Below are 12,199 nucleotides of genomic sequence, written 5' to 3'. Positions count from 1 at the left end.
ATACGAAGTTTGTTGGATTATATGAGTCGTAATTCAACAAAGATACAGGTATTTTAGCAGAATTTGTTTCAAACAAAAGAAAAGACACCCTAAGGTGCCTTCTTGCGATTTGAACCATCGTAATATGGTATTGGATGCCAATCCAATTATTATTTTACCACGTTAAGTAATTTTGGTTGTTGAGAAATATAATTCAAATCTATATTTTGTTTATTTTTGCTTCGTTAGATTTTTGGTAGTGGATTGTTCAATCTGGTCAGATTTACTTTTAATTTCAGGGGTTATTGCTATCTTGCTACCCGGGTGCACACAATAACAGTATTACTTGCACCAGAATCAACAAAATTAATAAAATGTGAAAAAAGTTAAAAACTAAAACGTATGCTATTATTATATTGAGAATTATAAATTAAAAGTGGCTTCTGGAAGGTAATAGTTATAATTGAAAACAATAAAGGGCAAGTTATTTTTTAGCATTGATATTATAGGTTGTATTCTTTGCATTATAATTCTTGTTAGTTTTAGAACATGGATACACCCTTTATTATTCCTTATCTTCGGACTAATTTTTCTTATTAATATAGTAAATACTCTTAAGGGAAATGGGCCTAATTCAAATTAAAATGAATTTGGATTCACCATATCAAAAAAAGAAATTGTACGTTTAGACATAAATGAACCAGTTCCCTGTACGTTAAGGAACTGGATACTTCTTTATTACTTTTTGATATATTTTTTGTCTCTTAATGGTCTTAGATTATTATAATTTGTTTTTTGGTTTAAACTACACAAATAATCCAAGAAACCAAAATGATTTTAATTTTTACATTCATCTGATTGAAAGATGAATGTTTTTTTGTACATATAAAAAAATAAAAATTTTTGTCACAAAAATCGCTATTCCGGGTTCTTTATAATACAGGCATCAAATGAGAGTGAGGTTTTAACCAACATGTTTAAGATAAAAAGGGAAGAAAGGCCTGTTTCAGATGTGACATTTGAAGATTTATTTAAACAAAACTATGTGTACGTTGTGAAACAGATTGTTTGGATTGTCAAAAACCAGACGATTGCTGAAGAATTGGCACAAGAAGTATTTTTACAGTTATACCGCAACAATTGGAAGGGGATTGAGAACTTATCTGGATGGCTAATAAAATCTTCTACTTTTGTAGCTTATAAGTATTTAAGATCCGAAAAACGGCATCAGGCGAGAGTAGATAAAACCATACAATATCATGAAGTACAGCACATTTCATCCCTAGATGATGATTGGATTAGAAAAGAAGAAATTACACAAGTACAAATGGCGCTAAGTGAAATGAATGAGAAAGATCGAACCATTTTATTAATGAAATTTTCTGGTTTTCAATATAAAGAAATTGGAGAGGTTCTACAAATCGACATATCATCTATTGGAACATTATTAGTACGAGCCAAGCAAAAGTTTCGTAAAATCTATCAACAATTAGAGGAGGCGTAATAAATGAATTGTTATGATATGGGATTTATTCAAGCATATATAGATGGTGAATTATCTGATGGGACAAGAAAAGAATTCACAAAACACATAGATACTTGTAACGCATGCCAAGATTTATTACTCGAAATCACCAAATTAAATCAATGGGAAAATGTCAAGTTAGAGGAAGCAACAGTACATTCATCAAAAGAAATTGAGATTGATGTTGACCAAGCGTGGAAAGTATTTGAAAGTCACACAAAATTAGAAAATGTTTCTTATATCAATGAAAAAACTGAACCGAAGAAGGGATTGTTTACAAATATGAATAAAAAATCAAAACGTTTCATGTATACTGCAGTAGCGGTAGCAGGGCTCTTTGCAACAGCTATGATTCCACAAGTTCGAGTGGCAGCTACAGATGTTGCCTCTTATTTTTCCAATGCAATTTCAAATGATACAATTATTGATGAAGGAAGAGACGTTACAAAAGGACAATTTATTCCTCTTGATGAAAAGATTACAGATCAAGGTGTTACAGTACATCTGAAAGAATTATATGTAGCGGATGCACGTATATCCGTTCATTACAAAATTGAAAAAGAAAATGGAAATGTAGTACCGTTTGAATTTGATACAACAGGGTTACAACTTGAAGATGACGGCAAAGTAAATGGTCAACAAGAAAATAACCCAGAGTATAAGAAAAATGGGTACTTCGGACAATTAGCATTTATTCAAGGAGGAAGTGATGGACCATTCGAACTAAAAGCATCAGGTGCAGAATTAAAGGAAATTGGTATTCGTTTTAAGGATAGACCAGAAGGTGTAATCACATTTATCGAAGGTCCTAAAGGAAAAGGTTCTTTCAAACAACCGCTCACGTTAGATGTAAACATAAACAGAATTGGAAAAGTATCTGGATCTTGGAAAGCACAACTTCAAATTGACCCTACCAAATTAAAAAAATAAAGCAAGTTCAAATGAAAAAAAGAATAGAACGATGTGTTTCCAATACCATGCTTATATTCTTACTTGTGTTACTTACATTTATTTCATACATGATTTCTACTCTATCTTTGTTAATTTCATAATCATAAGAAGGTAGTAAATTAAGTAGCCGGTTCCGTAACGTACAGGGAACCGGCTGAAATGCGTCCAAATGGTGTCAAAACGTACAATTTGCTTAAAATGATATGGTGCCCCCATACCCATCAACTTAAGAATCTTTACTACCCCCAAGTGTAAAAAAACGTTATTCTTTCTAAAAAGCTAAATAGAAAGGATGACGTTTTTTTTATGAATCTTTCGATTAAAGATGAATTACAACTATTTTCTGAAGAATTAAAGCAATATATTACACCTGTATTTTTAGCAGAACTTGCAAGAGAAATCGGATTTATAAAGCGAAAACGTAAGTTTTCTGCCTTAGACTTAGCTACGATTTGTATTTGGATCAGTCAACGAGTAGCAAATGCTCCCTTAGTACAATTATGTAGTAAACGTCATGCAGCCACTTATACCTTACTCAGCCTTGATGGCTTAAATAAACGCTTAAATACAAAGGCGGTTTTATTTTTACAACATATTTTTCTTTATTGTTACAACAAAAACGCTGTGAACAAACACAGACTTTAGCATTTAAAATACATAAATATGTTTATGTATTTTAATAAATTGGAATACCATCTAAAAATATCTAAATTTTTAAAAACTTTAGATAAATTTTTTAAAAAACTTTAGATAAACTTTAAAAAAAACTTTAGATAAATTTTATATTTTCTTTGTATAATTTATGCATGAATATGAAAACTCTCTTTAAAAGATACACAACTTTTTTTGTAGTATCAAGGGTTGAAATGACCTTTATTAACAGCAAAAACTACAATATACAAGGAGAACATTTTATGAGTAAGAGAATAAACGAATTAGACTCAATACGAGGACTAGCGGCTATTACAGTTGTATTTGGACATTTTTGTTTAATGCTACCATCGTTGCCTAATTCTATTAAATTTTCCCCGCTTAGGTTTTTATGGGCTGGTGGGGAAGCTGTAATCGTTTTTTATGTACTCAGTGGTTTTGTGCTATCTATGGCACTCTATCATTCAAAAACAAATTATTGGGGATATTTAATTAAGCGATTTGTACGAATCTATATCCCTTATTATTTCTGGATATTCATCACCTTTGCTTTATTTATTTTGTTTTCACCATATGAAGTTACGGGACTACGAGATTGGTTCTATGATAAGTGGCAAGGGCCAATAACAAACTTAGATATTATGAATCACTTTGTACTTCTGAATAACTTTTTTACGGATAATTATAATCCGGTTATCTGGTCATTAGCTCAAGAAATGCGTATATCTATTGTGTTTCCGTTGTTATTCCTTCTGTTTTATAAACAGAGTTGGAAGAAAACGATACTGTTTGCTATGAGCTTTTCTTTAATTGGTATTTTCCTTAATATGTTGCATATTGGGAAAGCTGAGGGGTTTTATAATGGTTATGCCGATACACTGCATTTCACATCTATGTTTATGGTAGGAATGCTACTTTTTAAACATCAGGAAGAACTTACTCAATTATATAGAAGTATGAAAAACTTAAACAGAAAACTTCTTATCGCATTAGGGGTCTTTCTATATCTATATTCCATTATGATTTATGGGCTTTCTAGTAATGATACTACTTTCTTATTAAAAGATTGGGGTGTCGTAATTGGTGTTAGTATAATAATCATTATGGCAATGAATAACCTAAAGGTAAAAGCTATTTTAAATAAGGGTGTATTTGTTCATTTAGGGGAAATTTCATATAGTATCTATTTATGTCATTTTCCAATCACTATGGTACTCTTTAAACTTTTGTATGCAAAGATACCCACCCTTTTCCTTCTTATCTTATGTATTACAACGACAATACTTTGTTCTATATTATCGTATCATTTAATTGAAAAGAAATGTATCAATTGGGCAAAACAAAGAACAACAAAGTTCAAAAAAAGTGTGACATTTGTAGGGGTACGGAAACGATTCAAAGAATAACCCCCTTTGAAAAATCCTCCAATTCAGGCGGTTGTTTTTCTTTAAATTTCTATATTAAACTTTGCACCTAAAAGAAATAATTTTGAGTCCGAAAAGGTACGAATTTTTAATACGAGGAGGAGTATATGAAGGATACGATTAAAACACGATTTATTATATTATTCTATATTAGTATTTTAGGTTTAGGAACCATGCTTGGAATATTTTATGTTAAGCATAAAACCAATATTCAAAGAAATAAAGTGATTGCTGCCGAAAAACGTTTATTGCAATATGAGCCCACCTTGAAAAGAGAATTAGAAAAATATAATTTAGGAGAGAAAACAGCAGTTTTATTAGGAATTATGTACCAGGAGAGTAGAGGTGAGGGTAACGATCCTATGCAGTCTTCTGAATCACTTGGATTAACGCCAAATGAAATTCAAGAGACAAGCTCGAGCATTAAACAAGGGGTAAAACACTTTGCTCAAATGTACAAGTATGGAACGGAAAAAGATGTTAGCATGGATACAATTATTCAAAGCTATAATATGGGACCAGGGTATATTGATTTTATTGCGAGTCAAGAAATTAAACAACACTCGGAGGATTCGGCCAAAAAGTTTTCTAAGATGAAAGTTGATCAAAATCCAGCGATGTACACTTGTGGTGGAAATAAAAATAATTTTAGGTATCCATATTGTTATGGTGATTTCACATATGCAACAAAGGTGAATGAAAAAGCAAAACTTATTGAAGAACTTCTCCGAAAAAATTCGGAATATAATTCAGAAAATTTTTAATGTAAGAACTTTAAGATTCATGTGAGAGATTTATTAAATCAGGTCATAGTGATACCCGTATTCTAAAAATAGTCTGACTACATGTCTGGTTCAGATAAGTTTGGAGTGACTCATGCAAAGTAGGCAGGATTTAAAAAGCACTCCACCAAGTCACGAAAATTTAGGTTTTACCGTAGGTACCATTTTACGTTCAACAAAATAATAGTAGGTTGATAATGTATCCATTTAAATAAACTTTCCTTATCCACACTAATCATACACCTTTTTAAAGTAGTCTAATCAGTATGGATAATTTTGAGAATGTTCAATCTATCCTTATTATTGTAAAATTATATTAATAAATGTTAATGTACACATAAAAAACAGGATAGTTCCTATAAAAAGTGAATACAACAATGTCTAGGGGGGGTAATGGTGGAAAAAATAGTTTTTTTAAAAAAATTAGATAAGAAACTAATATTCATTTTATTCATATTATGTGTCACCAGTATTGTTGCAATATACAGTAGTCAGCAAACCGGGCAATATGGTAACCAAAATTTTGCTATGAAACAAATGGTAAATTACGCCATAGGTTTTGTTCTATTATTAATTGTTGCCAATATCGATTTAGATCAATTACAAAAATTAGCTTGGCCGATTTATATTGTGGGGTTCATCTCAATTATCATTTTAAAGGTATTACCAGTGTCAAGTTTTACACCTGAAATATTAGGGGCAAAAAGATGGTTTAGATTTCCAATTATTGGTGCTATTCAACCAGCTGAATTTTTTAAGCTTGCCTTAATTCTTCTGGCCGCAAGTTTAGTCGTAAAACATAATGCACAGTATATGGCACGGACATTTCAAACTGATTTACTTTTAATTGGTAAAATATGTTTGATAACTATTCCACCTGCGTTACTTGTATATAGTCAACCCGATACGGGAATGGTGTTCCTATATATAGCAGCCATTGCATGTATTATATTTATGTCAGGAATCCAAAAAAAGTTAATCGTACTATGTGCAGGAATTCCGATGACTGTATTGTCTGCTTTAATATTTATATACGTAAAATATCCAGATATTTTCTTCAATAAGTTAGTTACTTTATTAAAGCCCCACCAACAATCGCGAATTTTAGGCTGGTTAGATCCATTTCAGCATACAGATCAGGGATATCAAACTCAACAATCAATTTTAGCTGTTGGTAGTGGGGGGATAGAAGGAAAAGGCCTCGGTTCTGGAAATGTTTATATTCCAGAAAAACATACTGATTTCATTTTTGCCACAATTGCCGAAGAAGGCGGTTTTATAGTTGCCACTTTTATAATATGTATATTCTTCTTAATGCTTTCCCGAATACTTATAATTGGTAATTCCGCAGATAATTTATTCGGCACCTTACTATGTGCAGGAATTGTAGGCGTTCTAATGTTACAATTTTTTCAAAATATCGGTATGATTGTGGGATTAATGCCTGTCAAAGGTATTGCACTTCCATTTTTATCATATGGCGGAAGCTCTTTATTTTCGAACATGCTAATGATGGGGCTTATTCTATCCACACGAAAAACATACAAAGAATATATGTTTTCAGTGAACCAGAACTAAATATCAAATAAAAAGTGCTTATACCTTAAACTATTCGTAGAATAACACGAGATGAATAAAAAGGTTACAGAGCTATAATCAAGTATTGTTAATAGACAGAGGTAGGAGAAAAATAAATCTACAAATTATGGTCAGGAGAGGTTTTGCTCTTTGTAAGGATGAAAGGAGAAAAGAACAACAAAGTTTCAAAAAAAAGTGTAATACATGGCGGAATCTTATTTCTTTAGTAAATATAAGAATCCCAATTTGTTAGAAAAGCAATACCAGGATATGCAAGGTTTATCAATGGATTAGGCGGAATTTTTAAAGTAGGTGTAAAATGAATTTTATTAATGAACTAGAAAAGAAATTTACAAAACGACAAGTTATATTATTTATATCAATAATAGGATATTATTCTCTTTTAATAATGGCTACCACATTTGGTCGTTCAGCTGGGAATATCTTTGTAAGAACAATTGATTTCGATGTACTAAGCCAGTATCAACAAGCATGGAATCAATTTTCATTTAATTCTTTTTTTCATATCCTTGTTAATATAGGTATGCTGTTGCCGTTAGGGATTTTATTACCTTTATTTAGTGAAGTTTTTTTAAAAGCAAAATGGATATTAATCAGTTCAATTACAACATCTTTATTTATTGAAACTCTTCAATTTATAACACTTCGTGGAAGTGCGGAACTAGACGATTTACTTCATAATACTATAGGAATGATGCTTGGGTATTGTATATTAAATATAATTCTTATTTTTATTAAAAAAAAGGAATCACACACACAAATAGTCAAATATTTAATCTTACCTACTGCAGTAAGCTTCGTCGCACTTGGAATAATTATTTCGTATCAAATGAAGGAATTTGGTAATATGCCATTTGATCCTTACAGAAAAACAGATATGTCTCATGTCACTATAAAAACATCACTAGAGTTAAGTAATGAAGGTAAAAAAATGCCTGTTTACGATTCTAAAGGTGAAATAGTGCGAGACGTCGAAATTATTTCTCCAAAAGAAGCATTTCAAAAGCTGAAACAAGGAGACATTTATCCTATGGGAACTTTCGAAGCGGGTGAAGAATTTGAAGGTGAGACATTAGTCATTACAGAGTATAATTTGGAGCACGTCACTGATACAAAAGGTTTTTCTCAACCGGTATATATTTTTCGCGTACAGTTAAAAAATCATGACATAGTTATTACGGTTCCACCTATTTCCGCGAGAAAATAATGTAAATTTTCTTATTTTATATATGATCAATAGGGTGGTTCTGTTGCAAAGTTTGAAAAAAACATAAACAGGTTGATAAATGTGAACTGCACCTCCGATTGTTAGACTGTGTCTAACAATCGGAGGTGCAGTTTTTTTATGACTAAATTTATCATTTTAGCCAAGAAGACTCCTTCCTCAAGGAGCGTGAAGGGTCACAGCCCAGTGAGTAGGTGGGAGATGAATTGGCTTCGAACAAGGGATGGCAGGAAGCCATCTTAATTGTTCGATATACAGAAAGTGTTACTTCACTATCCGCCGAATATATGTTCGGTATATAATAGTCATATACCGAAATGGAGGTGAATCAAATGATAATTAATAAAGCCTTTAAGTTTCGTATCTATCCAAATCAAGCACAAGCAATTCTAATTAATAAAACGATAGGTTGTTCTCGCTTTGTATTCAATCATTTCCTATCCCTATGGGATCACGCATATAAAGAAACTGGAAAAGGTTTAACATATGGTACATGCTCTGCCAAACTTCCTGCCATGAAGAAAGAGTTTGTTTGGCTCAAAGAAGTGGATAGTATTGCGATTCAGTCGTCTGTTCGCAACCTTGCGGATGCGTATACACGCTTTTTCAAAAAACAAAACAGCGCACCGCGCTTTAAATCTAAGAAAAATAACGTACAATCTTACACCACAAAACAAACAAATGAAAACATTTCTGTTGTAGGAAACAAGATAAAGTTGCCGAAACTAGGTCTTGTTCGATTTGCCAAAAGTCGTGAAATAACGGGACGTATTGTAAATGCGACAGTTAGACGGAACCCTTCTGGTAGATATTTTGTGTCACTATTAGTTGAAACAGAAGTACAAGAACTTCCGAAAACACATTCTTACATTGGGATAGATGTAGGACTAAAAGATTTCGCCATTTTGTCAGATGGAACACCCTATGAAAATCCGAAGTTTTTCCGATCATTAGAAGATAAGTTGGTGAAAGCACAGCGTGTTCTTTCTAGAAGAATGAAAGGATCATCTCGTTGGAATAAACAACGAGTAAAAGTAGCTAGAATTCATGAATACATATCAAATGCTAGAAAAGACTACTTAGACAAAATCTCAACTGAAATCATCAAAAGCCACGATGTTATCGGTATAGAGGATTTGCAAGTATCGAACATGTTAAAAAATCGTAAGTTGGCAAAAGCAATTAGTGAAGTATCTTGGTCACAGTTTCGAACCATGTTGGAATATAAAGCAAAATGGTATGGCAAACAAGTCATTGTCGTATCGAAAACATTTGCTTCTAGCCAATTATGTTCTTGTTGTGGATATCAAAATAAAGACGTTAAAAATCTAAACCTACGTAAATGGGACTGTCCTTCTTGTCGTACACACCATGATAGGGATATTAACGCAAGTATCAATATAAAGAATGAAGCAATAAGGCTTCTAACCGCAGGGACTGCGGGGTTAGCCTAATCAATTAGAGTTCGATAGAACTCTTTACTTAGGAATCCCTCACTTCTAAACGAAGTGAAAGTGGGGGTAGTTCAAACTATTAGTAAATCTTGCAAAAGGAGGAGTACTTCATGGATATCAGACTTATACGAAATGCAACGCTAGTTTTACATTATGGTGATAAGAAGTTTCTAATTGATCCTTTTTTAGCTGAAAAAGGATCAATTCCACCGTTTCCTAATACACCAAATCAACATATGCTAAATCCTCTGGTTAGCTTACCAACTTCTATAGAAGAAATCATTCAGGTTGATGCTGTTATCATTACACACTTACATCCTGATCATTTTGACCAGATTGCAAAAGAGGTTCTATCTAAAGATATAAAAATCTATGCACAAAATGAAAAAGACGTGGAAGCGATTAAAAAAGAAGGTTTTCAGAATGTTGAAGCATTAACTAATGCTATTACTATGGGGAGCATTACCCTAACTAAAACCGATGGAAAACACGGTACGGGAGACATAGGACATCTTATGGGGGAAGTTTCAGGTGTTGTCTTTAAGCACCCAAATGAAAAAACACTCTATATAGCAGGAGATACAATATGGTGTACCGATGTTCAAAAGGTGCTTAAAACGCATAATCCGGAAGTAATTGTTGTAAATGGAGGAGGGGCACAATTTCTTCAAGGAAATCCTGTAATTATGACTAAAGAAGATATTTATCAAACATACATGGAAGCTCAAAATTCAACTATTATCGTTGTTCATATGGAAGCTGTCAACCATTGCTTACTGACTAGAAAAGAATTAAAAAATTTCATCAATGAAAAAGGACTTTCCGACAATATTTTAGTACCATCTGATGGTGAAATATCTCACTTTCTAATATAAATACTTATGCGCTTTTTGATTATAAGTGTTGGTTTTCATGGTAGAGGCCCACCAGACCTGCCTATTAAGTTAAGAAATTATAACACTCCCAGAACGATAATTTTATGCGTGTTGTTCGTATTTATTGTTTTGGGATAAATCTGTTCTGGTTAGCTTGATAGCGATGGAGTACAGCTAGCAATCTAGGTTTAAAATAACATTATGCTGTTTTTGAACTACTCACCACTTAACGTCCTTACGGACTGTTTGAAGTGGGAGATTCCTGCGAACACCGATGTATCCAACAGTTATCTTAGCAGGCTCTACCCGTAGTCCCTACGGTGAAAACATAAGTATCTTGTACGTTGACTCACCACGCTACCGACTTTAGCTTGGTTTTCGCAACTTCAGCAAACGTGGGGCGAAAGAACGTTGAAGATTTTACGGTTGCAACGTTTTTCTGCAACCAACCTCATATCTTCAGTTTTCAAAGAGCAATCTGTACAAGTATATGGTAGCAAACATGTTGGCTTATGCCAACCGACATTCATCTCTCACCTAAAATTGGTGTTTTACACCTTCACATTTTTGAGGAAGGAGTCTTCTGTCGGAAAACGATAAAAAAGCTGTAGAAATAGTGTGTCAAACCATACCACTATTTAAAGAGAATGTATATATGGCGGACCTTTTAAAATAGATGTAATTACGTGAAAATTATAGTAAGAAGGGCAAGGGGATGTTTAATGATTTTAAGTTTGTGGCAAATCATTCAATTTATATCCAATTTCATAATTATTTGAAAAAACGATTATGAAATGCTAACTATTGGAGCATCTATTGAAAAGAGGAATAATTTATGGAAATAGTAAATGATAGAGCCATGTTACGATTAATGCATCTAAATGATATCGAAAGCTTATTTAACATTGTGGAAGGGAATAAAGAAATATGGACGTATTTAATAGCTAAAATGGATAGCTATCAAGATATGGAGCAGTATGTTCAAGTAGCAATAAAAGGTTTTGAAGGGGAAACGGATTTACCATTTGTTGTTGTAGATCAAAAAACGAATGAAATTGTAGGTAGTACACGTTTGTACAGTATTTCAAATGATAACAAAACGGTTGAACTTGGGCAAACGTGGTATCATCCAAGTGTACATCGTACAAGTATAAATACTGAGTGTAAGTATATGTTATTGCAATACGCTTTTGAAGAGTTACACATGCTACGTGTGCAAATAAAAACGGAATTACGGAATGAAAAAGCACAGCGCGCAATTGAAAGGCTTGGTGCTGTAAAAGAAGGTGTATTGCGAAACGAGAGACAATTGCCAAATGGTTATGTACGGGATGCAGTTGTATATAGTATTATTGCAAGCGAATGGCCGGTTATAAAAGAACAACTATTACAAAAATTAGCTGTATATAAATAAAGAGAATATATATATAACGCTTCTATATTATTAATGTTTTTATCTATATTTGTGAAAAATGATAGGGAGGTATCATCTAATCTATATTGGATGATACTTTTTTGTTTTTTGAACAAAAAGGATATTGAAAGGGTCCTGATATGAATATCAAACCCTTTTCAATATGTATAATTATTTTACTGCCTCTTTTAATTCTTTTCCAGCCTTAAAAGCAGGTGCTTTTGAAGCCGCGATTTGCATTTCTTCACCTGTTTGTGGGTTACGTCCTGTACGTGCAGATCTTTCACGTACTTCAAATGTACCAAAGCCAAGAATCTGTA

Annotated in this window: 10 protein-coding genes and 2 pseudogenes; 10 read left to right on the top strand and 2 right to left on the bottom strand. The window is 32.7% G+C overall.

Going from position 1 to position 12,199, the window contains the following annotated elements:
• Nucleotides 1–952: 952 nt before the first annotated feature.
• The 5 genes and pseudogenes from AC0NJG_RS28350 (at nucleotide 953) to AC0NJG_RS28330 (ending at nucleotide 5,294) form a co-directional block, all read left to right on the top strand.
• Entirely contained in the window at nucleotides 953–1,483 is a 531-nt protein-coding gene (locus tag AC0NJG_RS28350) for an RNA polymerase sigma factor SigX (RefSeq protein ID WP_098506070.1), read from the top strand.
• Between the two features lie 3 nt (nucleotides 1,484–1,486).
• Nucleotides 1,487–2,434 (top strand): DUF4179 domain-containing protein, encoded by a 948-nt coding sequence (locus AC0NJG_RS28345; RefSeq protein ID WP_474063695.1) that lies wholly within the window; start codon nucleotides 1,487–1,489, stop codon nucleotides 2,432–2,434.
• A 327-nt stretch (nucleotides 2,435–2,761) separates the two neighbouring features.
• Nucleotides 2,762–3,090, top strand: a pseudogene (locus AC0NJG_RS28340) (IS4 family transposase); the annotation flags it as partial.
• A 279-nt stretch (nucleotides 3,091–3,369) separates the two neighbouring features.
• Nucleotides 3,370–4,512, top strand: a complete 1,143-nt coding sequence (locus AC0NJG_RS28335; RefSeq protein ID WP_474063694.1) for an acyltransferase family protein — start codon at nucleotides 3,370–3,372, stop codon at nucleotides 4,510–4,512.
• A 125-nt stretch (nucleotides 4,513–4,637) separates the two neighbouring features.
• The gene (locus AC0NJG_RS28330; RefSeq protein WP_474063693.1) at nucleotides 4,638–5,294 is read left to right on the top strand and encodes a lysozyme family protein; all 657 of its coding nucleotides are present in this window, start codon (nucleotides 4,638–4,640) and stop codon (nucleotides 5,292–5,294) included.
• 170 nt (nucleotides 5,295–5,464) lie between these two features.
• On the opposite strand, the pseudogene AC0NJG_RS28325 reads toward AC0NJG_RS28330, so the two are convergent.
• Nucleotides 5,465–5,551 (bottom strand): annotated as a pseudogene (locus tag AC0NJG_RS28325) (IS6 family transposase); the annotation flags it as partial.
• Between the two features lie 154 nt (nucleotides 5,552–5,705).
• Between AC0NJG_RS28325 and AC0NJG_RS28320 the strand changes: the two are divergent.
• The 5 genes from AC0NJG_RS28320 to AC0NJG_RS28300 all read left to right on the top strand — a co-directional run bounded on the left by AC0NJG_RS28320 (nucleotide 5,706) and on the right by AC0NJG_RS28300 (nucleotide 11,879).
• Entirely contained in the window at nucleotides 5,706–6,890 is a 1,185-nt protein-coding gene (locus AC0NJG_RS28320; protein WP_474063692.1) for an FtsW/RodA/SpoVE family cell cycle protein, read from the top strand.
• 319 nt (nucleotides 6,891–7,209) lie between these two features.
• A complete protein-coding gene (locus AC0NJG_RS28315) occupies nucleotides 7,210–8,118 on the top strand; it encodes a VanZ family protein (RefSeq protein WP_474063691.1) in 909 nt (302 codons plus the stop codon).
• A gap of 350 nt (nucleotides 8,119–8,468) precedes the next feature.
• Complete coding sequence (gene tnpB, locus AC0NJG_RS28310; RefSeq protein WP_474063690.1) at nucleotides 8,469–9,590, top strand: IS200/IS605 family element RNA-guided endonuclease TnpB; 1,122 nt, start codon at nucleotides 8,469–8,471, stop codon at nucleotides 9,588–9,590.
• 110 nt (nucleotides 9,591–9,700) lie between these two features.
• A complete protein-coding gene (locus AC0NJG_RS28305; protein WP_474063689.1) occupies nucleotides 9,701–10,465 on the top strand; it encodes an MBL fold metallo-hydrolase in 765 nt (254 codons plus the stop codon).
• A gap of 835 nt (nucleotides 10,466–11,300) precedes the next feature.
• Nucleotides 11,301–11,879 (top strand): GNAT family N-acetyltransferase, encoded by a 579-nt coding sequence (locus tag AC0NJG_RS28300; RefSeq protein WP_474063688.1) that lies wholly within the window; start codon nucleotides 11,301–11,303, stop codon nucleotides 11,877–11,879.
• 171 nt (nucleotides 11,880–12,050) lie between these two features.
• Here the strand turns inward: AC0NJG_RS28300 and AC0NJG_RS28295 are convergent.
• Nucleotides 12,051–12,199: HU family DNA-binding protein (locus AC0NJG_RS28295; protein WP_474063674.1), on the bottom strand; the 149-nt coding region annotated here is incomplete at its 5' end.

The sequence above is a fragment of the Bacillus sp. SSR7 genome, from assembly GCF_055902415.1.
The sequence above is the reverse complement of the archived record's forward strand: the minus strand, read 5'-3'. Positions and strand labels throughout refer to the sequence as shown.

Excerpts from the sequence above, each read along its gene's own strand:
- AC0NJG_RS28350 (WP_098506070.1), top strand. The coding sequence starts at position 953 with ATGTTTAAGATAAAAAGGGAAGAAAGGCCTGTTTCAGATGTGACATTT.
- AC0NJG_RS28345 (WP_474063695.1), top strand. The coding sequence starts at position 1,487 with ATGAATTGTTATGATATGGGATTTATTCAAGCATATATAGATGGTGAA.
- AC0NJG_RS28335 (WP_474063694.1), top strand. The coding sequence starts at position 3,370 with ATGAGTAAGAGAATAAACGAATTAGACTCAATACGAGGACTAGCGGCT.
- AC0NJG_RS28330 (WP_474063693.1), top strand. The coding sequence starts at position 4,638 with ATGAAGGATACGATTAAAACACGATTTATTATATTATTCTATATTAGT.
- AC0NJG_RS28320 (WP_474063692.1), top strand. The coding sequence starts at position 5,706 with ATGGTGGAAAAAATAGTTTTTTTAAAAAAATTAGATAAGAAACTAATA.
- AC0NJG_RS28315 (WP_474063691.1), top strand. The coding sequence starts at position 7,210 with ATGAATTTTATTAATGAACTAGAAAAGAAATTTACAAAACGACAAGTT.
- tnpB (WP_474063690.1), top strand. The coding sequence starts at position 8,469 with ATGATAATTAATAAAGCCTTTAAGTTTCGTATCTATCCAAATCAAGCA.
- AC0NJG_RS28305 (WP_474063689.1), top strand. The coding sequence starts at position 9,701 with ATGGATATCAGACTTATACGAAATGCAACGCTAGTTTTACATTATGGT.
- AC0NJG_RS28300 (WP_474063688.1), top strand. The coding sequence starts at position 11,301 with ATGGAAATAGTAAATGATAGAGCCATGTTACGATTAATGCATCTAAAT.